This is a genomic window from Streptomyces sp. NPDC003016, assembly GCF_053591455.1.
This window is the reverse complement of sequence record NZ_JBSFTV010000022.1, coordinates 18750-38392: the sequence shown is the minus strand read 5'-3', so window position 1 is coordinate 38392 and position 19643 is coordinate 18750. Positions and strand designations below refer to the sequence as shown.

Below are 19643 nucleotides of genomic sequence, written 5' to 3'. Positions count from 1 at the left end.
TGCGCCGTTAGCGTCCCGGGGTGCCCTCGGCCCACCTGTAGCAGTACCCGCACTTGTACGGGTTGCCGTCGCATTCCTCGATCAGGTGGTAATCGCCTCTGCATCCGCAGTCGCAGCCGCCCAACAGGCCCTTGGCGAACAGCTTCCTGACCTTCGCGAGGAACAGCCGCTCAGGTACGGGCCCCATCGTGGCTTCGAGAGCGGCCTGTACGTCCCAACTCATCCGCCAAGGCACTGTGTCGGGGCTGGGGTGCCGGGCGGGGGTGCTCCGTACGGCCTCGCACAGTGCGTCGTCGGGGATGTCCTTGCACTGCATACGGCGGCCGCCGATGTAGCGGATCGTCGGCCGTTCAGTCGTGAGGAGCATGCGACCTCCGGGAAAGACTGCGGCCCCCGTCCGGACTCACGTCTCCGAACGGTCACCGAGGGAGCGGCGGTTCGAGCGGTGCGTGATTGGAAGGGGGGCCGGTGAGTGAGGCGGGGCGGCCCCGGGGGGGTGGGGCCGCCCCTGGCGGGGGGTGTGACTGACCTACCTCGTGAGGGACTGTGCCCTCACCGCCATAGACGGAGTGAGTCCCCCAGGCGTTACAGGTCTGCCGAAGAAAATTTCCGCGCTACTCCGCAGGGCTCTTCAGTACCCGGTAGACGATCATGAAGTGACGGTCGATGAACTCTGCGATGCGCTCCCCGTCCCATCCGTACGGCTCGGCATGGAGCACCTGGATGGCAGCGTTGCGGATCTTGACGGCCGCCGCGTGCCGGGCTCTCGCTGCCTCGTGCGCCGCGGCGATCTGCGGCAGTTCCTTGTCGGCGTTCTTCACGAACTCCACGCCGGCGGCGCGGGCTGCGGCGGGCTGTTCGGGGCGTGCCGGGAGCTTGCCGTCGCGCGGAAGGCCCAGGGCGCGTCGCTGAACACGGATAAGCCCCTGGCGGGTGATGCCGGCGGAGAGGTCAATGCCGCGGGCGGTGGTGTAGAAGGCGAGGCTGTTCGCGTGCTTGTCCCGCTCGGCCCTCAGAATCGCCATCTCTTCTTCGCCCTGGTCCACGGTCTCGGCCGCCAGGCGCAGGCGTTCTTCCGGGCCGGCGGCGAGGGTGGCGAATTCAGCGTTGACTTCCCGGGTTGCTTCTTCGCGGATCTTCTCGAAGTCCGGGCGGTCGATGGCACCGACTTCGCGGCGCCCGCCTGCGGTGCGTACTGCTTCCTGTGCGGGTTCGAGGAGGGTGACGGCCGCGTTCCGTCGGGCTTCCGCGGCTTCGTACTTGGCGGCAAGCTCAGCAGCGCGCGCCGAGACTCCTGGGGTGTACGGAATCCCGGCGTCTCGTGCGGCCTTGGCTCGGTCCTTCGGCCAGGCCGGCACGATGAGCTGGTTCTCCAGCGTGCCGAGCGCGATGCTGGCGATTCGCTTCATGGAGAGGTAGCTGATGCCGAATTCCTCATAGAGCAATGCCCGCGGCTCGTAGAGGGCTACGGCGGCAACAAGCTGGTCCCGTTCGGGCTTGAGGACGCTCATCTCCATGTACGCCTGGTCGCGGATCTCCTCGGTGCGAGTGCGGCGCTCGAAGGGGTCCTTGATCGCATCCAGTTCGTTGGCGACCTCGGCTGCTGCGTCGGCGCGGAGCTGGTCGTAGTTGATGCTGCTCATGGTGGTATCCCGTTTCCGGGTGCGTGCCCGGAGGCACTGGTGGCAGGGGCCTCCCCTAGCCGTTCATCCTTCGCTTTGAACTGTACACCACGTCTTCCTGTGGGATGGGGTTGCCCCTCGCCAGATCACGGAGCGCGAGCAGCAGCAACTCGTCGTCCAGCGGCGGCCAGGCCGGATCGATCCGGCCCCGGGGCGGGATGGTGCGGGGCGCAGTGCTCGTCACCGGCTCCGCCTCTTGCGCTCGCGGCCGCTGTGAGGGCGCGCCCCGCGGCCGTGCAGGGCACATTCTGCTCGGTACTCGCGGTAGTCGGCCCTGGTCCACATACGGAGGAGGTAGAAGGTGCGGGACGCCACGGTGATCAGCGCTCCCGCCCGTTCGTCATTTCCTAGGACCCACCCGGTGCTGAGCGGCACGTTCCGGCAGGTACGCCACCCGCCGATGGAGAACCGGCCGAAGTCCCGGTACCAGTTTTCGGTGGTCCCGGGCGGAGTGGTGCCGAGGTACGCCAGACCAGTGGTGAAGCCGGCGATGCTGAGGGTGCCTCCGATCGTTCGGGCGTTGCCTTCCTCGTAGACGCGGACGGGGCCAGCGGCGAGGCGAGAGCCGCCGCGCCACAGCAGCAGGTACCAGCGCATCGTCAGGGGAATGGCGCGGGCCTTCATCGCTCACCGCCGACGTGCCAGACGCGGATGGTGTTGCCGCCGAAGTCGATGGCGGACTCCGCGTCCGGCTCAGCGGAGGTGCGAATGGGGGCCCGGGTGCCGTCGGGGTAGAGGACGTACTGGCGGCCGCCGGGGTAGGTGACGGGCATTTCGCCCGGGAGCATCGGGCGGCGGACCTTCCAGCCGGAGCTGTAGGACTCGCGGGGGTGGTCCTCGAACCAGGAGTTGCACGTCCTGCACACGAGCAGCAGGTTGTGCGGCTGGTTGATCCACTCCTCCCGGGCCCCGCCCATGCCGCGGTTGACCCGGTGGTGGATGGTCAGGCTGTTCGCGCTGTTGCAGCGGACACAGCGCGCGCCGTCGCGGTGGTGCACGAGCTGGCCGACCGCGTCCGTGGGGCCCGTGCGGCGTCGAGAGGCCACGGCAGAGTTCTCCGTCCTGCTCCCGTGCGCTGGGCCGTCGAGCGACGGCCGAGGGAAGCGGCGGGAGCGAGGACGTGAAGATGCACGCCGGAGCGGGTTACCGTCCCGGGCCGGCTGCGCTCACGAGCGGCGGCGCTGCTCGTGGACGGCGAGCATGAGTTCCCTGAGGGCACGCTGAGCCGCGACAGGGTCACGCCCGTCGTCGATCGCTTCGAGAGCGGCGGCCGCGGTCTCGCGGACGTGGTGAGGGAGCCCCTCGGTTGCCGTGAGCTGGTAGGCGGCCTGACGGCGTGCCTCGCGCTCGACGGCGGCGACTTTGTCAGGGCCGGAGAGCGGGAAGACGGAGTATGCGTACGCGCTGAGTCCGATCACCACCGTGTCCCCGACCGCGTCGGCGTAGCCGAGTTCGGCGGCCCTTTCGCGACCCTTCTTAATGATCTTGAGGGTCCGGTGGCGGGTCAGGAATGTGCCCAGCGCGCTGCCGCCTCCCATCCCCACTGCGCAGACAGCCGCAAGGACCGGGCCGTCCAGGAGGAAGCCGGTCATGGCGCCGATGCCCGTCAGGCCAGCAGTCCATCCCGCCGCTATCCGAAAGCGGGCTTGCTCGGGTGTGGTGTCCATGGGTGAAGTGTGGCAGCCGGGGCGGGCCGCCGGTGAGCGGCCCGCCTTCGGTCATCGTCAGCCGGCGTCGGCCCGCTGCTCCTGGCGGTGGCGGGCAGTCGTCATCGCGTCGAGGAGCTCGACGGCGTACGGGACGGGGACGTAAGCGACGTGAACTGAACCGATGTCGTTCTCGCCCAGGACCACTTCGTACTCCGCGTTGGTGCTCTCGTCGTCGTAGTTGTACGTACCGGGCCCGGCTTCCTCCAACGGGCCGTCCGCTCCGTCGAACCAGGCGATCCCGAAGACGGCGTCAACGGCTTCGGCGATGACCTCGTTGGGCACGTCGGTGAGTTCGATGGTGGCCCGGGTGTCGTCATCGACGCAGATCTTCCCCTCCCCGAGGACGTTCGGCTCATCGAGGTTGAGGGTGACGGGGCAGCAGTAGGTGGGCGTCTTGGTCGGGGCGAGACCGGGCAGGGCCAGGCGCAGCGCGTTGACCGCGCACTCCTGGGTTTGGTCGAAGGCTTCTTTCCACTGTTCGAGGGCCTTCATGACGGTGGGCTGCATGGCGATGGGTCTCCGTTCGTCCGTACCGGGCGTGCCGCCTGTGTGACCGTCCGGCCTGGAGCGGGTGTGAACGGATCAAGGTGTCGGTGTGCTCATGCTTGCGTCTCGGTGAGGCCGCTTGTCGGCCGAGGAACCCACCTGGTCATGACGGCGCCCGCAGCGGGCCACGGAGGTCCACCACAGGCGAGTTCTTCTTCTTCTTTCGGTTGTGTTGGGTTCTTCTTGTTTACGTGCGCTGCAACGCATCAGACCACATGCGCCACAGCGCATCAGGCCTCGTGCGCTGTGGCGCATGTGGGTTTTACCTCGTGCGCTGTGGCGCATCAGGAAACCCACATGCGCCACAGCGCACGAGGATAAAAAACAGCAGGTCAGAGACGTCCGGTTCGAGGGGTGATGAGGAGCAGCGCACGGACCTTGGAGAGAAGCCGACGGCTACGCCTCTGCTCGATGGTCATGGCTGGGAGAGACGTCCACTCGGCACGCGGGGAGACCATCACCCCACCCGCCCCACCGTCGCGGCAGGCCTTCGTGAAGTTCTCACGCAGCAGCTCGGCGTCGACCGTGCTGTCGGCCGCGCTGATAGAGAGGAGGCCCGGCGTGCTCTCCTGATCGGGCTCCGCAGCCGGCTTCAGGGCTGCGTCCACGGAACTGATGCGCGTGCGCAGAACACCACACAGCCGCTCGAAGTCGCTGGCGTGCACCCCCGAGTCCACCACCTTCTGCCCCAGAGTCAGCCAGCGGGCGAAGGAGCGGTGAGAGATCCCGGCGTACTCGGCAGCCTCAGTCCGGTTCAGCCCGGCCTCGACTGCCTGCACGAGAGACCCGATCAGTGCGGGGCTGATCAGGGACGGGCGGCCGCGGCGCGGCGAAGAGGTGTTCGTCATGGCGCGGAACATAGGCATGCCCCACGCTTTGTGTCCCGGCCTGCCGCCTCGGGCCGGCTGAACGGCGCCAGACACTAACGTCCGCCCCTCAAGGGGTCACACCCCAGCTTCTGGACGGTGCTGCACAACTAGGTGGGCTGGGCCCGATGACGGGGCCGAGACACGCGCCGTACGTGGCGGGGTGAAAGTGTGAGCGGTTCGGGCTCAAGGTGTGGGGGCGGGAGCGTGCAGGGCGTGCACAGCGGCCTGCACGCGGGGGTGACCGGCCCCGTAGCGGCGAACCAGACGATCGGCCGTCTGCGGGCCCGAGAAGTGCGCGGCCTCGTGGTGGGTGGGCACGGTGTCGGCACAGTCCCTACACACGGCGGTGGGCTCGCCGGTGGCCGACGGCAGATCGCTGATCGCGGTGCGCACGGTGGCGACATCGGCCCGGCCGCAGAGCTCTTCGAACCATGTGCCGGGCTCGGGCGCGGGGGTGCCGATCACGACCAGGCGCTGCGGCCCGTTCGCGGCGGTCTCGATCAGCGCGCCGGCGTCGCCGTCGATATGGCTGGTCCCCACCACGACGACGAGCGGGTTGTGCATCCTGCTCAGCGCGAACTCGTGCGCCAGGACTCCGCCGAAGGCGACGTTGTGCTCGTGGCCGAACTCGTCCTTCTGGTGCCACGCGGTGGCATTCCCCACGGTCCCCGGCAGACCAGCACGGTCGATGAAGGCGCGGAGGTGAAACCACACCGCCTCGACCTCCTCCATCTGCGAGGAGAGGACCACCGGCATCTCGTACCCGTATCCACTGACCGCACCGGCCCAGGCGACCAGGAGCGCCGCCGTCTGCGTCTTCGCGCCGCCGAAGCACGTGGGCGCGGCCACCTGCCGGTGGGTGACCACCGCGTCGAGGACCTGGCGCCGCTTCTCCCACACGCTCACCCCCACAACGTCCTCGGCGAACCCGGACGGCGAGTCGTGCCACAGGGCGTACGGGGCGCCGCGCTCTTCGGCGACGGCGGTCATGACAGCGACGAGGTCGGTGTACGGCAGCTTCGCGAGCTGGGCGCGGCGTACGTCGGCCGGCTCGCGAAGCAGCCTGTGGGCAAGCACCGTATGCACCGGGGTCGGGAGGAGGATGTGGCTGCGGCGCGTCTGGACAGCGGCGGCGGCGTATCGCGTGAAGTGGCTGGTCGTCATGGCGCGCACCCTAGGGAGCGCCACGCCTTACGTCGCCCGCTGCTCCTGGCGGTGCGCAGCCCGGTACTTGGCGATCTGCCGGGCGGCGCGCTCGCTGGTGAACCCGTCGGCGGCCTCCAGGGCGGCATCCGGGATCGGATCGTCGTCGGCGTACCCGAGGGCGGGCCGCCCGGCAAGGTGCCCGCACAGGGCGTCCAGGCGGTCCAGGAGCGCGGCCTGGCGCTGCTGGGCCGGGGAAAGTGCACGCCACCAGGCGTAGCGGCCTGCCGGGGTGTCAGGGCGCGAGGGAAGTGCGCGGCGCAGGGCGCCGGCCCGCTCGCTGAGGATGTCCCGCACGGACAGGCGCAGGCCGACTACCGGATCAGCCGCAGGGGCCGCTGGGGCGGTTTCGATGGCCATGCCTGCCACTGTCGCACCGGAGTCTGACAACGCGGCGCGCCCCGGGCGGCGCAGGGCCGTCCGGGGCGCGGAATGTACCTGGGCGGGTCAGCGGCGACCAGCCTTCATGGGCGGTGCGACCCTCGCCGGTGCCGGGGCCGGGGCCGGAGGGTTCTTCAGCGCGGGCGGAGCGGCCGGATTCTTCGGCCGATCCGGCGTCTTGGGTATGGGCGGCTGCTTGACGGTACTGCCCGAGCCCTTCCCCTTCGCCGGATCGCTCGACTTCCGGCGATCCAGGTCCGGGGCGGCGTCAGACCCCAGTTCAACAGCCGTTGAGCGGCCGTGAAGTAGGCACGGCCGGGGCCCGCCCGGCACGATGTCGACTGACCCACTGCGGGAGGTGGGGCACGTCGGCGGCACCGTCTTGTCGGCGGTAACCACGAGCACGACCACGAGCATCGTGATGGAAGCGAGCGCGACGGCGGCCACTGCGAGGGCGGCCAGCACGCGGGTGCGGGAAGAATGGTAGGAGTTCACGGGGGCCTTTCGAGATGGGCTGATCGAAGAGTGCGCTGCTACATGAACGGCTGTGCGTAGGCGGCCTCCGTATAGTGCGGATCGCCGGGGAGGTGCCCCCACTTGTCGGGGATGAGGACCTGCCAGACGGTCACCTGCGGCCCGTACAGCTCCCGGGCGCCCGTGCACTTGGCCGTATCCGTGACACGGCGCAGGCGAACGAGGTAACCGTGCAGCACCTCGTCGAGCTCCAGACCCTCGGCCGGGTCGAGCCCGTCGTTCACGAGCTGTTCGGCGACACAGGTGATGATCACGTGAGCGAGCTCGCCGGACAGGCCCACAGTGGCCAGCTCGTACGCGCGGCCGGGCCGGGCAGCCAGGCCCACGGTGTACGCGAACGGCGGCTCGGTGCTTTCGGGGTCGAAGATCCAGCGGATGGTGTGCTCGGGGAGCAGCGGGATGACCGGCTCCTCTACGGGCTGGTTGTTGAAGTCGAAGAGGGTCATACGGCGCGGGTCCTTCGAACGGGGACGGCAGGGCAGGGGCGCGGCCCTCGGGCCGGCTGGGCAACGGGCCGTGTCAACAACTGCGTGGACACCCCCGTCATCCAGGCCCGGAACGTGTCAGGCGCACCACAGCCGGCCGCGCGCAGTAGCGTCCACACCTGTTCGGCCGTCGCGATCCCCGGCAGGCTGTTCGAGCTGGCGGGGAGCGGCAGCCCATCGGGGACACGGACACCGAGAGCGGCGGCCACGTCCCGGACGAACCACACCGGCTCACCGCCCCGCGCCCGCACCCGGACCGGGGCGTGGGCGTAGTGGAAGACGCGGGTCGCGCTCACCGCCCGGTCGCCTCGGGCAGCAGCGCGTAGGCCATCGAAAGGGCCACTGCCCGCCCTTCCGCGCCACTCACCCGCTCCAGGCGGGCCGCTTCCTCCCGCGCGTGCTCCATGGCCCTCCGGTACGTCTCGGCCTGGTGCTTGTACTCGGAGATCCGGAACACGTGCTGCTCCATGTGGCAGCGGTCGGCGGTGCCCATCATGTGCACCACACCGGCCGCCAGTTTCTGGCGTATCTCGGCGGCCGTGTGGCCCAGCACCCACAGCAGATGCCCCCCGGTCTCCAGGGCGGCGTGCGGTGATACGGGCTCCTCCCCGGCGCGCAGCCGGGCCACCTCGGCGCGCAACGCCCGTACTTCCCTCTCAAGGGCGGCTGCGTCCGGCTGGGGGTTACTGGTGCTGCCCGTGCTGTCGCTCATGGAGTCCTCTCCGATCGGCTGCCGTCGCGTAGACGGAGTGAGGGGGCGAATCCGTTACACCCCGCCGCCGGGGCGCAGCGGGGAGCAGGGGACTGATCAGTCGGTGGCGCTGCCCAGGTTCATTCGGGCGTTCCTTCGGTGAGCTCGGGCAGGGTGTAACCGGCGCGCTTCAGGCGCACCAGGAGCGCTTCGGTGTCGCCGTCCTCGGCAACGTGCTCGGCCAAGAGCCGCAGAACAGTCGCCGGCTCAGGGTCGGACCACTCCAGCTCGCATCGCTTCAGGAACGGGCCGAAGTACGCGGCGTGGTGCTGCTCCTCGGCCCCGTGCGGCGTCCGGTCGCACGTCACATCAACGCCGGCGTCCTCGTCGCGGCCGGGCACACCACACACGCTCTTCTCGCTCACGTCAGCGACCACTTGCCGGACCGCTCGAACTCGCCGGTGGTCAGGTCCACGACCAGGTGGTCACCTTGGGACGGGGGAACAGCGCGGGCATAGTTGGTCAGCAGCCCACGGAACCGCTTATCCCAAGCAGCCTGCTCCGATTCGTCCTCGAAATACCTGAAGTCGACCCGCACCGGCTTGTCGCGCTCTTTGATGTGGACGTAGACCGTGCGGTCGCTCCAATACACCTGCTCCGGGTAGTTCAGGTCAGTGACGAATTCGACGTGCGTGACAGGATGCGTGCTGTCTTGGCACCAATCACGCAGCACGTCAAGCAGCTCCCCTTCAATGCGGTGGTCGCCCTCGCCCATGAGCACTTTGCCCAGGGTGTACAGCTCGTCCCGACTCCAGTGCGCGACCATCGCCAGCACGCGCTCCTTGTCGGCGAAGAACGCGGCGTCCAGGCGGGGCAGCGGGGGCGCGCTGATGGTGGCGCCGTTGGCGAGGGTGACCATGCTGCCCGGCTCGATCTTGGTCACGGTGATGGCGGACGGGTCGAGTCGAGGCGCGGTGGCCGGCTCAGGGGCAGCCGGGGCGGGGGCGCGGCTCACGCCAACCTCGATGGGGCCGCCGGGGTACAGGTTCACGAGGGTCCTTCCAGGGGGCGCGGGCCGGGCTCTGTGCACGGCCCGCGCGGTGTCAGTCGGGGAGTCGGTGAAGCTCGGGGGTGCAGCTCGGCCGCGCCGCCGGCGGCGGGTCAGGCGATGTCGCGGATGACCTTCGCGACGACTGCGGCCAGGGCCTCCAGGGCGTTGAGGGAGCGCGGCGGCATCTCGTCTTCGAGGTAGACGGGCTCCAGGGACGTGGGGCCGAGCACGTACAGGTCCTCTTCGTGGTCGACACCGAGCACCACCAGCTCACCGGCGGGGCTGGTGACATGTCCCCGGGTGCCCCAGCGCTGGGGCATCGAGGTCCAGTCGGGGCCGAGGAGCTCGGCGGCTTGGTGGGCGATGTCGGAGACCGCGTACGGGTACTCGGTGCTGGGCGCGGGCGGGTAGACGGTCATGGGTGCTGCTCCTGGTGGGAAGGCCGCCCGGCGCGCGGGCCGGGCGGCAGGGTGGGCATCAGGCAGTCGGGCGCAGGAGGACCGTCAAGCCGGTCTCGGCTGCGGACCGCGTCTCGTTGAGTTCTGCGAGCGCATCGGTGATGGCCGGGTCCTCGAACCCGTCGATGAACTCGACGGCCGAGCCGTCCGGGTAGCGGGCGGTCGCGTGGTCCGGCTCCAGGTCGAACCTCCAGCTTCCGTCTCGGCGTTCGGCGCGGAAGGTCACGGTCTCCGGCGCGGGCCGGTCGTTGTCCGCGAACCACTCCCGTACGGCATCGCGGAGAGCGGTCTCCAGCTCATTGGGCTGGAGCAACTTGAGGTAGGCGAGGAGAGGCGCGACGAAGGTTCGGGCGACCGCGAGCGCGGGGCGCCGCCAGTGCGGGGAGCTGCTGACGAACCTCCACAGCGCTTCGTCGGCCTCCACGGCTACGAGCCCTTTCGCGCCCGGCACGGCCCCAGGGGCGTGCGCGCCGTCGATGTCGATGAGGGCGCCGTCCGGCCGGACCACGACCAGGTGGACCAGTTGGCAGGCGCACACGTCTTCCACGACGGAGCCGTAGCCGCACTGGTCGGGGTCGAATTTGCACTCCGGCTCGACCAACACGGCCATGGGCCATCCGGTCGCGTCGGCCAGGGCGCGGGCCATGGCCTGGCACTGGCCGTTGGTGAACGCCTTCCGCGCGGCGTCGTCCAGACGGCCGGTGGTGACGGTGAACCGCTTGTGCCACTGGCCCGGCACGGTCACGGTGATGCCGTCGGGGAGCGGCACCAGGGCGGCGAGCCGTTCCATGGCCCCGTCGAGGAAGTCCGACGCCTCGATCGCGGTCGTGGTGCGGCTGTCGTCGTAGTCGGTGAGGGCGCCGTCCTTCACGTCCCCGTCGGCGTCGCGGTACTGGTTGAGGGTCTTCCGCTGGCCGTCGGCCAACTCCCAGTAGCCGCGAAGCAGGTCGACAACGGCGGGGGCGGGAAGTGCAACAGTGCTGGTCACAGGTGTCCTTGTGGTGTGTGCTTTGGGGGCCGCGCCCCGGGCCGGCTGCGGGGCGTCGGCCCGGGGCGGGGAAGGAAGGGGGTCAGTCGGCGGCCGGGTAGACCGGGGTCACGTCGGGCTGCTCGGCGGCGTAGTCCCGCTCGGCGCGGTGAAGGATCTGCTCGGCGTCGTCGGGCGCGAACAGCAGCAACACGTCCGTCACGAGGTCACTGGCCTGCCACGCCTTGGGCTCTTCCGCCTCAGCGGGCCCACACGCGGCCACGTACGTGGCGAGCGCCGCTTGCGCACCGGGCGCGTTCACTCCGTGGCTCCGGCCGCAAGCCGGTCCGCGTGGTCCCCGGCCTTCTCGGCGTACTTCGTGAGGGTGCAGCGAGGGGAGCCGTACGTCCACATGTCCCGTATCGCCTGCCGGGCCTCCAGGTCGGCGGCCTCCGCCTCCGTGACCTCGGTCCGGGCGAACACGGCGCGCATCTCGTCCAAGCGGGTCGTCACGGCGCGGGCCACGCTGCCGAGGAACGGGCCGGACGACTCGCCGCTGATCTCCCGGAAGCGGTCGTTGGCCAGGTGCATGAACCGGGCGGTCGGCGAGCCGTCGAGGGCCGTGAGGGTGACGAGCATCTGGGGCGAGGCGCGGAACAGGTCGCGGGCCATCTCCTTGACGGCGGGGTGCTTGTGCAGGTCGCTGGTGTCCGTCAGCTCGATGACGGCGGGCGCGGCGACGGTGGCGGTGGAAGACACGGGAGCTCCGTTCAGGGGCGTTGCGTGGCGCTGTGCGTTGCGGACGGGAGGGTGCCGGGCGGGAGCGGCTTACGTCGCGCGCTCCCGCCCGGGAGGGGCCGTCAGGCGTCGCTGCCCGCGATGGCCTGGAGGATGCTGAAGCGCTTCTCGGGCCCCTGGCCGGCTGTGGCCCGCTGGGCGTACGCGTACGCCTCGCGCTCCTGTTCCAGCGTCAGGCCGTGCATCTCGCGCAGGGTCTCGAAGGCGGGCGCCTCGTCGGCAAGGAACCGGTACCAGGCGGCGTGCGGGCCGTGGGTCTCCCAGTGCTTGCGGGCCCGGCTCAGAGCGTGCCCGGCGCTCACGGCGTCGGCGAAGCCGTACCGGGACAGTCCGGCCCCATCAAGGCGGCGGTCCACCTCGTCCCAGTCGTGCCCGGCGCGGAGCTGGGCGGAGCGCTGCACGGAGACGACGGGGAAGTCGGCCCAGCGCTCCCCGGTGAACGGGGACTTTGTGTCGAAGAGCACCTGCCATTTGCCGGGGTTCTTCTCCAGCACGACGGGCGGCGTCCGGTGGGATTCGCGGTGCAACAGGTCACGGGCTTCGGTGACCAGCTCGGTCCGGCGGGACATGGTGAGTTTCCCGGCGGTGGCGAGCTGATCAAGGTGCGCCCACACCTTGTTGAAGCCCTCTGGGGTGGCCCACTCGTCGGGGTCGGTCTCCCAGCCGTCGTTGAGGTAGACACCAGGCTGCGCGCCGATCTGGTTCCAAATGTCGGCGGGGGAGAAGCGGGGGCCGCCCTCCACCACGGTGTTCAGAGCGTTGCGCTGGTAGGCGTCCACGACCCGGTAGGCGGCGGGGTGCAGTGCGGCGAAGAGCTGTGTGGCGTCCGCGTACTGCAACGTGCGCTCCGCCGGGGTCAGTTCCTTGGGCGCCTTACGGGCGGGGGCGGTGCCCTGGGCCGACTGCCGGGCCTCGGCACGCTGCTTCAGCTCGGCGGCGACGCGCTTGCCGATGGTGGTGAGGATGCACCAGTTGAAGCCGCCATTGCGGTTGGTCACCTCACGGATGAGCTTCCGGCGGTGCAGGGCGTCAATGGTGCGGTCGTGGACGGTGTACGGGACACGGCCGTCCTTGGCGGCGGCGGTGGCCAGGATCGCGGCGCGGGCGTTCTTGTTGAGGTCCTTGATGATCTCGTTGATGTACGCGGACACAGTTGTCCCCTTTAGGTTGATTCGGAGCGGTTGTTGTCCGGCTCGCTCGCGCCGTCCAACAAGGAAAACTGTACACCACATCTAAGCCCATCGGTAGGGGGACCCACCGCAACGTGAGTCCCCCACCACAGACAGCGGGCTAGCAGGGCTGAGGGTGAACGCGGCCACGGGCCCGCTTCAGCACGCCGGCACGGCGCTCCAGGGGAATCGCCCAGAAGTGAGCGCTGTAGCCGTACGGCCCGTCACCAGGCGCCGGGAAACGGTGCACGACGAGCGTTCCCCCGGGGAACACCTCGGACGGCTCCCTGACCTCGAACACAACCCGGGTGCGCCCCACCCGGCGCACCCACGAATACGTCACCTCCTCGCGCTCGGGCACCTTGAAGCGGGCCGGCCCGATGCTCAGCCGGTACCGAGTGCACGCGGTCGGCACGGCCGGATGATCGTGCTCCCCCTGCCAGTGCCCGCAACGGGCGCAGCACGGCGTCCGGGCGGGCCGCTCGCACGGCACGGCACGGAACACGGGGCCAAGCACCCCGGGGACCATGCCGCCGGTCTGCGGCCACGACAGGGTCACAGTGCCGGTGTCAGGCTCCAGGGCGGCGGCACCGCCGCAGCGGAGCGCGGACGCGAGCAGGGAGCGCACCAGGGCGCCGGACACGGGCACCGCAGCGGCCCGGCGGTCCGCATTAGACAGGGCGTACGCCGTGGCGGCGGCGTCGAGCGGGCGAGAAATCACGTGCGGAGCGGCAAGCACCGGAGTCGCGGCGGTCACTGGCCCGGCTCCTTCGGCGCGGCATCACGCAGCATCGAACTGACGCGTCTCAGCGCGTGGTCAACGTAGGCGAGCGACGACGGACGGACGGGCGCCAACCACTCACCGGTGTGACTGTTGTAGAACTCCCGCGTGGTGGTGCCGCGCGACCGCATGGTCACGACGGTCCGGTCGTCGGACAGGTCCGTGAGGATCTTCCGCAAGAAGTGGTCGATGTCAGCAAGCTGCGTCTTCTGTCTGCGGGTCAAACGAGGCATGAAGGCGTTCCTTTCGGGGCCGCGCCCCGGGCCGGCTGGAGACCCGGGGCGCGGGCACAGGGCGACGGGCTACGGGGAGACAGGCAGCAGCAGTGACGATGCGGGGATGACGAGCACGGCGTCATCGGCGTCCCACACATCGCACCTGCCACTCTCGTCGCGCGCCATCACCACACAGCCAACGGTGGAGGCCGGACCGCAGATGTCGCGGACGTTGCCGCACGTCTCGCATCCACACGCCGGATTCGACGGGGACGGGTCGGCCACGTACGGGGCCATGACCCAGGTCGCGCCCCGGGTCATGCGGCCGGGCGTAGGGAACGAAGAGAATGACGCGAGGACCAGGTCACCGGCGCGCACGTCGCGGGCGAGCATCGGCCGGGCGGCGTACTCGAACGCGCCAGGCGGCAGGGGGCGGAAGTAGATGTTCGCCGGGCGGCGGCGCGCCATCAGCGGTGTGCGTACGGGGTCTATGTCGAAGTGCGTGGGGACGTGGGCGGTCGCGGTCATGGTTCGTTCCTCTCGGGAAGGTTGGCAGGGTGCCAGGAAGCGGGGCTTACGGCCCGGCCCCGGGGCGCGCCGGGGCCGGGCGGGCGATCACTCGTCGGCGTCGTCGGGAAACGGGGAGTTCGACGCGGAGTTGACCAGAAGCGCGAGCGTGGCCCGGACAAGCGCGTCCAGGGCACCGGCGTCGAAGGTGGAGTCCGTGGCGCGTTCCCGCGCGGCGGTAAAGGCCTGCGTGATCTGCGCGGTGGTGAACGTCTCCGGGCCCGGGAGCGCCGGGGCCCCGACGCCGTATGGGTTCAGCACCCCGGTCGTGCGCAACACGGGCTCCCACTCCTCACCCTCCGGCCAGTGCCCGACGTGCACGGTGCCGTTCGCGTACAGGTCGGCGGAGGCGTACATCAGGTCCGGCTCGTCGGCGCGTTCGATGGCGATGTTCAGTGGTGACTCGCCGCTCCCGGCGGGCACGTCGAGGGTGGCCAGGGTGCGGCGGGAGTCATTGGTAATCAGGTATCGCATGGGGATGCCCTCGGGATTGATCGGAGCGGAATGTGGGGCCCGGGGTGCTGCGGGGGTGCCGCGCCCCGGGCTGGGCGGGGACAGGTCAGCGGTGTTCGTCACCGGGGAGATCGGCGCATCCGCTGTTGCCCACGGTCATCACGGTGCTGCGGTGGGGGGTGGCGGGGGCCGCGTCGTCCAGAGCGGCGCCCATGGCGAGCGCGGCGAGGATCAGCAGGGTGAGGAGCAGCAGCGCGGTCGCGACGGCGCGGACGCGCGGCCAGGCACGGCGGATCATGGGCGGTTCTCCGTTCGGGGGGAGAGGGCGCGGCCGGTGCCGCACCCCGGGCCGGCGGGCGATCAGGCGCAGCAGCCGGGAGTGGCGCAGTCGGCGGCGCGGCGGGCGTGCACGCACGTCGTGCGGTCGTCGCCAGTGATGACCCCGTACAACTCGCAGGTGTCTTCCAGGGCGTGAATCAGGTGCAGGGGAACGGGCTCTGCCAAGCTCCAGTTCGAGGCGGTGAGCGCCACGTAGATGGCGGCGAGAAAGTCGAGAGCGGCCTGGGGGATGGTGGAGAGCGCCGTGCGCCGTACGCGGTCCGTCGCGGCCGTGAGCGTCTGCTTCAGGTCCTCGGCCGTGTTCAGCGCGGTGAAGCCGGTCTGCATCAGCGTCTCCGCCGCGTCCCGGTAGGCGTACGTCGGGTTGGTTCGGTCCAGCGGCAGGCCCGCCCCGGTGGACGTGGCCCGCATGAAGTCGTGGTCGGCGCCGTCCGCCTCGTAGACGGCGGCGGCGGTCTCCAGCGGCATGTGGCGGGTGTCAGCAAGCAGGCGCATGGGGTGTCCTTTCGGGACGTGTTGCGGGCATGGGGAGCTACGCGTGGTGGTGCATGGGGACCGGGCGGCCGGTGGGGGGAATGCCGGCCGCCCGGCCGGTCATGGGGGTAGCCAGGGCTACGCGGCGGGGACGTACTCCGCCGTGCGCTGGTACTTGCCGCATCCGGTGGGGAGCGCGGGGTCCGTCAGGCGGTAGATGAAGACCTTGATCCAGCGGCCGTTGGGGTGGCCCTTGCACGGCTTCGTGCGCATGCGGGTCTGGCGCGGCTGGTGCCTGTGGTGCGCCGCCCGGTACTCGGAGGCGACGTGACGGCCGGCCCACGACCCATAGCGATCGATGTCCTTCTCGTCCATCCCGAGCATGGTCAGGTAGTCGCTGACCTTCACACGCTCCGTCATGTCGCGGTAGGCGCGGTTCTGACGGCGGCGGGTGCGGAGTTCGGCGGCGCGGCGGCGGCGGAGGGTGCGGCGTTCGGCAGCAGACACGGGGGTCCCCTTGGTCCTGGAGCCCGGACGGGTGAACGGATCGCTCGTTCCGTTCGCCGTCCGGTTGGTCGGTGTGAACACCACTGTATATGACCAATGACAGAACTGACAACCACATCTAAGAACAGTTGCGGTGCCCCCTATAAGGAGGGCGGAAATTCAGGGTTTCCGAGCGGGTGTTGACATCCATCGGTAGACGTGGTGTACAGTTCAACTCGTTGGACGGCACGAGCGAGCCGGACAACACCCGCTCCGAATCAACCGAAGGGGACACCCATGTCCGTCACACTGGCCAAGATCAGCGACGTAGCCACCGACGAAGCGACCGAGGGCGAAGAGGTCGAATACATCGCCCCCGACCGCGTGTTCATCGCCATCGCCCAGCTCCCCGACGGCCGCGTAAGCGGCGTGGACCTCTACGCCAACGCCCCCGCCGCCGACGAAGCCCTTCCCGCCACCGTGTGGACCGTGGGAGTCCCCGACGTGGACGACACGTACGGCTCCGCCGCCGCCAAGGTTCTCGACCTGGCACTCAGCGGCGACTACCGCGACACCGACGGGCACGGCTGGAGCGAAGGGGAGCGCAAGGCGCGCGCCTTCCACGGTGACCACACCGACGACCGGGCGTTCCTCCGCACCGTCGAAGCGCTGCTCATCCGCGCGGGCTACCTCGACGCGCACGCCGGCCCGGTGCAGTGCCAGGGATACGGGCTGCGCGTCGGTGACGACGACGTGGTCATGAAGTGGGCAGAGGGCTGGAAGTGGGCCGCCCTCGACTCCACCGACATGGACGGCTGGTGCTTGCAGCCCGGAGTGCTCGCCCCCGCCGACGCGTCCCCCCAGCGCGTTGCCAACACCATCATCGACAACCTCACCTGCCTCGGTCACATCCCGTGGACAGACATGCGACTGCGCGACCGCGCCCGCGTCACCGTGCGCACCTTCGGATGGCGCGCCCGGCTCCACCGCATCACCTACCGGCTCACGCGCTTCCGCCGCACCGTCCGGGCCCGCATCACCCGCTGAACCCCGGTCCGGGGCGCACCGCACCCCGGTGCGCCCCGGCCGGCCCACGGCACCACGACGCGACCCCCGACCCCCCCGCGCGCACGCGTAAGACGGTCTCACGGGTTCCACGAACGTTCCTTTGCGCTGGTCACGGCGTTGGGCTCCCGTCTCACGGATGCGCCCCGCCGGCCCCTGTTCCGCCATTCGGCCCTTCCTCGGTTTCCCGGCCCCTCCAGTCCCTTTCCCCTTGGGAGTTCTCTGTGTCTGCTGTCCGTGATGACGCCCGTACCGCCATGTTCCGGCCCCTGACCGACCCGTCCGAAGTGACGTTCTCCGCCTACTCCGTGACCGCGTCGCCCGCCCGGCACCTGAATCCGGGCACCCCCAACCCGCGTCCGATGTCCGGCGCGCTGCTGCGGGCTCTCCTGATCAACGCCATCGAATGCGGGGGCGCACTGGCCCTGGACGACCTGAGCAAGACCGTGGGGTTCACGTACGCCGACGGGACGTTCCACGTCATGGTTCAGGAGGCCCGGCCACTCCCCACGCCCCGTACGCCGGCGTGCGGTGAGTGCGGTCAGTGGAAGAGCGAGCACCGCAACCCGAACGCGACGGCGTGTGATGCCTTCGACGTCCAGCCGCGTCCCGACTCCCCGGCGAACCCCCTGTGCGGGGAGTGCCGTCAGCCGAAGACGCACCACGGGCGCCGGTACACCGTGGCGTGCGGCTCGTTCACCACGTCTCCGCCGCTTCCCGAGTACGCCGACAAGGCCGTAGCCCGGGACATGGAAGCACTGTCGGTCCTGCTGGCTGAGGCCGGCGTGCGGTACGAGCCGCGACGGAACGCGCACGGGGTGTTCCTCGTCCACGCCGATGACGGCCCGTGGGTGCTGTGCAGGATGCTCGACCGTCAGCGCATCCCTGGGTCTCCGGCTCTGCGGTTTTTCGCGGGCTTCCGGGGTGGCCCGTCGAAGACCGTCGGTCCCATGAGTGCGGCAACCGCCGTCCGGTTCTTCGGTGCGAAGGTCCCGCCCTCCGCGTAGCTGTCCCGGGGGTGAGCGCGCCTGTCACCCCCGGGCCCCGCCCCTCCCCCGTTCCGCCGTCTCCCGCACTCGTCCGCGCCGCTCTTCCGTCGCGGCCGTGTGCAGGGCGCGCCGTAACTGTGCCCCGCGAGTCATCCTTCGCCCGCTCGCTTCCCGTACCAATCCTGGAGTACAGCCGTGCTGCTTCTTTCCCCTTCCGTGCTGCCGCTCGTTCCCGTGGCGTTCGCCACCGGTGACCGCATCTTCCACCGCGCTTGCACCCTGGAGCGGCTAGCTTCCGGCACTTGGGCGTCTGTGGAGTGCGGCCCCATGGCCAAGCCGAAGACCGACGCGAAGATCCGTGAGCTGTTCGTGAACCCCGCACGCTTGGCTGCCCTCGGTGTACCGCTGTTCTCCCCGGCCCACGTACCGGCTGACGCCCCGCTTCCCGGGCGCCCAGTGGCCGACGGAGAGAACCCGTACCGAGTGGGTCACGCGTACCTGCTGTGTGTCACCCCCGGCGCAGCGCCGAACCACCTTGCGGGCATTCCGACGGTGCAGCCCGGCCCGTGGGGAACCGCTCAGGCCGCGTTCCTCGCTACGGCAACCCATAAGTGGGGCAAGGAGTTCGAGGTGTCCTTGACGGAGACCGGAACGATTTACCTCCGCCTCCCGGACCTCAGCCTGACGTTCGCCTACGTGCCGGCCGAGGACCCCACCGATCAAGAGGCCATCGGTCTCGTCGCGTACGCCACGCTCTTGTCCGCTTTTCCCCGCGTGGTGACGGCCGCGCTCGACCGGCTGTGACTCGGCCCGGCGGGGCGTACCGCCCGGGTACGCCCCGCCGGCCCGCTCCCTTTCCCCCTGCTCGCTGCCTCCCGGAGGACTCCCGATATGACCACCGGCGTTGCCGTCGACTACCGCACGCCCCTGCTGGCCTTCCGTACCGCCGTACACCGTGTCCGGCAGTCCCCGGAGCCGTCGACCCTCGCCGAGCTGTCCCGTGCCGCCCTGGCACTCCCTGGGGGCCCGCGCGACAAGGTGACGGACGACGAGAAGTACATAGGGCTGCTCCGCACGCTGGAGATCGCCGAGGAGTCGCAGGTCTTCCCCCGCATCGACCACATGGTGGCCACCGTGGAGAACCTGGCCGGGATGAAGCCGAGTTGGTTCCGCCCGCACCAGGCGGAGGCAACGGGGGATGTAGTCCGGCTGCTGGCCATGTGCCACGAGCAGCAGGCCGATATGGAGTCCAGCCGGTTGAGCCCGTGGACCCGCGCGGCCGAGTCGGGAACGCGCCTGCTCGGGATCATGCTGCGGCGGACCGACGCACGTCCGGCCGAAGCCCTGACGGTACGTACCGCCGAGGAGTTCGCCGGACGGCTGCGGACCGCTGTCGCTTACGTCGCGGTCGCCACTGCTGCCCAGTTCGCGGAGTACGCCGCGCGCATCTACGGCCTGTTCCCCATCGGGGGCCGCATCGTCCGGATGAACGGCAGCTACATCGAGTGGTCCCGGGTTCTCGGAACGCGGCGGTACACCTTCGAGCTGATCGAAGCGGAATGGCTCGAAGGATTCCCCCACGGGCGCGTGACCGTCCGGCAGGCCGGTTCGTACGAGCCGATCCGCACGGTCGCGCTGACCACCCGTACCCGGCGCAAGGTCATCGACCGCTTCACCGACTCCCTGTGATCCGCCCGGCGGGGCGTGCGCCCCGCCGGCCGTCGCCCCCTC

The 19643-nt window shown here is 70.2% G+C and carries 30 protein-coding genes; 4 read left to right on the top strand and 26 right to left on the bottom strand.

All coding sequences use genetic code 11. From position 1 onward, the window contains the following. Positions 1-7: 7 nt before the first annotated feature. The 26 genes from ACWDZ4_RS20235 to ACWDZ4_RS20110 all read right to left on the bottom strand — a co-directional run bounded on the left by ACWDZ4_RS20235 (position 8) and on the right by ACWDZ4_RS20110 (position 15879). Positions 8-367, bottom strand: coding sequence for a hypothetical protein (locus tag ACWDZ4_RS20235; protein ID WP_451509774.1), 360 nt, complete (start codon positions 365-367; stop codon positions 8-10). Positions 368-614: 247 nt separating this feature from the next. After that, positions 615-1643 (bottom strand): hypothetical protein, encoded by a 1029-nt coding sequence (locus ACWDZ4_RS20230; protein ID WP_451509773.1) that lies wholly within the window; start codon positions 1641-1643, stop codon positions 615-617. A 55-nt stretch (positions 1644-1698) separates the two neighbouring features. Then, entirely contained in the window at positions 1699-1866 is a 168-nt protein-coding gene (locus tag ACWDZ4_RS20225) for a hypothetical protein (protein ID WP_451509772.1), read from the bottom strand. Further along, positions 1863-2306, bottom strand: coding sequence for a hypothetical protein (locus tag ACWDZ4_RS20220; protein ID WP_451509771.1), 444 nt, complete (start codon positions 2304-2306; stop codon positions 1863-1865). Before ACWDZ4_RS20220 ends, ACWDZ4_RS20225 begins: the two co-directional genes overlap by 4 nt. Then, entirely contained in the window at positions 2303-2728 is a 426-nt protein-coding gene (locus ACWDZ4_RS20215) for an HNH endonuclease (RefSeq protein WP_451509770.1), read from the bottom strand. The genes ACWDZ4_RS20220 and ACWDZ4_RS20215 overlap by 4 nt, the downstream gene beginning before the upstream one ends. 120 nt (positions 2729-2848) lie before the next feature. Further along, complete coding sequence (locus ACWDZ4_RS20210) at positions 2849-3349, bottom strand: hypothetical protein (RefSeq protein WP_451509769.1); 501 nt, start codon at positions 3347-3349, stop codon at positions 2849-2851. A gap of 57 nt (positions 3350-3406) precedes the next feature. Beyond that, the gene (locus tag ACWDZ4_RS20205; RefSeq protein ID WP_451509768.1) at positions 3407-3898 is read right to left on the bottom strand and encodes a hypothetical protein; all 492 of its coding nucleotides are present in this window, start codon (positions 3896-3898) and stop codon (positions 3407-3409) included. A 371-nt stretch (positions 3899-4269) separates the two neighbouring features. Beyond that, positions 4270-4785, bottom strand: coding sequence for a hypothetical protein (locus ACWDZ4_RS20200; RefSeq protein ID WP_451509767.1), 516 nt, complete (start codon positions 4783-4785; stop codon positions 4270-4272). Positions 4786-4989: 204 nt separating this feature from the next. Further along, complete coding sequence (locus tag ACWDZ4_RS20195) at positions 4990-5970, bottom strand: hypothetical protein (RefSeq protein WP_451509766.1); 981 nt, start codon at positions 5968-5970, stop codon at positions 4990-4992. Between the two features lie 27 nt (positions 5971-5997). Then, the gene (locus ACWDZ4_RS20190) at positions 5998-6369 is read right to left on the bottom strand and encodes a hypothetical protein (RefSeq protein ID WP_451509765.1); all 372 of its coding nucleotides are present in this window, start codon (positions 6367-6369) and stop codon (positions 5998-6000) included. A 554-nt stretch (positions 6370-6923) separates the two neighbouring features. Beyond that, complete coding sequence (locus tag ACWDZ4_RS20185) at positions 6924-7370, bottom strand: DUF4262 domain-containing protein (RefSeq protein ID WP_451509764.1); 447 nt, start codon at positions 7368-7370, stop codon at positions 6924-6926. Positions 7371-7701: 331 nt separating this feature from the next. Continuing rightward, positions 7702-8121, bottom strand: coding sequence for a hypothetical protein (locus ACWDZ4_RS20180; protein ID WP_451509763.1), 420 nt, complete (start codon positions 8119-8121; stop codon positions 7702-7704). A 119-nt stretch (positions 8122-8240) separates the two neighbouring features. Next, entirely contained in the window at positions 8241-8525 is a 285-nt protein-coding gene (locus ACWDZ4_RS20175) for a hypothetical protein (RefSeq protein WP_451509762.1), read from the bottom strand. Continuing rightward, positions 8522-9151: a hypothetical protein gene (locus ACWDZ4_RS20170; protein WP_451509761.1), complete on the bottom strand. Its 630-nt coding sequence runs from the start codon at positions 9149-9151 to the stop codon at positions 8522-8524. Before ACWDZ4_RS20170 ends, ACWDZ4_RS20175 begins: the two co-directional genes overlap by 4 nt. Positions 9152-9261: 110 nt before the next feature. Next, a complete protein-coding gene (locus ACWDZ4_RS20165; RefSeq protein ID WP_451509760.1) occupies positions 9262-9570 on the bottom strand; it encodes a hypothetical protein in 309 nt (102 codons plus the stop codon). Between the two features lie 58 nt (positions 9571-9628). Then, positions 9629-10597, bottom strand: coding sequence for a hypothetical protein (locus ACWDZ4_RS20160; protein WP_451509759.1), 969 nt, complete (start codon positions 10595-10597; stop codon positions 9629-9631). 82 nt (positions 10598-10679) lie between these two features. Beyond that, on the bottom strand, positions 10680-10898 hold the full coding sequence (locus tag ACWDZ4_RS20155; RefSeq protein ID WP_451509758.1) for a hypothetical protein: 219 nt from the start codon (positions 10896-10898) through the stop codon (positions 10680-10682). Next, entirely contained in the window at positions 10895-11335 is a 441-nt protein-coding gene (locus tag ACWDZ4_RS20150) for a hypothetical protein (protein WP_451509757.1), read from the bottom strand. The genes ACWDZ4_RS20155 and ACWDZ4_RS20150 overlap by 4 nt, the downstream gene beginning before the upstream one ends. A gap of 101 nt (positions 11336-11436) precedes the next feature. Continuing rightward, a complete protein-coding gene (locus tag ACWDZ4_RS20145; RefSeq protein ID WP_451509756.1) occupies positions 11437-12525 on the bottom strand; it encodes a hypothetical protein in 1089 nt (362 codons plus the stop codon). Between the two features lie 139 nt (positions 12526-12664). Further along, positions 12665-13300, bottom strand: a complete 636-nt coding sequence (locus tag ACWDZ4_RS20140; protein ID WP_451509755.1) for a hypothetical protein — start codon at positions 13298-13300, stop codon at positions 12665-12667. Next, positions 13297-13557: a hypothetical protein gene (locus ACWDZ4_RS20135; protein WP_451509754.1), complete on the bottom strand. Its 261-nt coding sequence runs from the start codon at positions 13555-13557 to the stop codon at positions 13297-13299. Before ACWDZ4_RS20135 ends, ACWDZ4_RS20140 begins: the two co-directional genes overlap by 4 nt. Positions 13558-13626: 69 nt before the next feature. Beyond that, the gene (locus tag ACWDZ4_RS20130; RefSeq protein WP_451509753.1) at positions 13627-14067 is read right to left on the bottom strand and encodes a hypothetical protein; all 441 of its coding nucleotides are present in this window, start codon (positions 14065-14067) and stop codon (positions 13627-13629) included. A gap of 87 nt (positions 14068-14154) precedes the next feature. After that, complete coding sequence (locus ACWDZ4_RS20125; protein ID WP_451509752.1) at positions 14155-14580, bottom strand: hypothetical protein; 426 nt, start codon at positions 14578-14580, stop codon at positions 14155-14157. An 85-nt stretch (positions 14581-14665) separates the two neighbouring features. After that, entirely contained in the window at positions 14666-14857 is a 192-nt protein-coding gene (locus tag ACWDZ4_RS20120) for a hypothetical protein (protein ID WP_451509751.1), read from the bottom strand. 62 nt (positions 14858-14919) lie between these two features. Then, the gene (locus tag ACWDZ4_RS20115) at positions 14920-15393 is read right to left on the bottom strand and encodes a hypothetical protein (RefSeq protein ID WP_451509750.1); all 474 of its coding nucleotides are present in this window, start codon (positions 15391-15393) and stop codon (positions 14920-14922) included. A 117-nt stretch (positions 15394-15510) separates the two neighbouring features. Continuing rightward, a complete protein-coding gene (locus ACWDZ4_RS20110; protein ID WP_451509749.1) occupies positions 15511-15879 on the bottom strand; it encodes a hypothetical protein in 369 nt (122 codons plus the stop codon). A gap of 276 nt (positions 15880-16155) precedes the next feature. Here ACWDZ4_RS20110 and ACWDZ4_RS20105 point away from each other — a divergent pair, with 276 nt between their 5' ends. From ACWDZ4_RS20105 to ACWDZ4_RS20090, 4 genes are all read left to right on the top strand, one after another. Beyond that, on the top strand, positions 16156-16905 hold the full coding sequence (locus tag ACWDZ4_RS20105) for a hypothetical protein (RefSeq protein ID WP_451509748.1): 750 nt from the start codon (positions 16156-16158) through the stop codon (positions 16903-16905). Between the two features lie 242 nt (positions 16906-17147). Beyond that, a complete protein-coding gene (locus tag ACWDZ4_RS20100; RefSeq protein WP_451509747.1) occupies positions 17148-17930 on the top strand; it encodes a hypothetical protein in 783 nt (260 codons plus the stop codon). 216 nt (positions 17931-18146) lie between these two features. Beyond that, positions 18147-18716 carry a hypothetical protein gene (locus ACWDZ4_RS20095; protein WP_451509746.1) on the top strand — a complete coding sequence of 190 codons (570 nt, stop codon included), beginning with the start codon at positions 18147-18149 and terminating at the stop codon, positions 18714-18716. Positions 18717-18803: 87 nt separating this feature from the next. Continuing rightward, on the top strand, positions 18804-19601 hold the full coding sequence (locus ACWDZ4_RS20090) for a hypothetical protein (protein WP_451509745.1): 798 nt from the start codon (positions 18804-18806) through the stop codon (positions 19599-19601). Positions 19602-19643 lie beyond the last annotated feature (42 nt).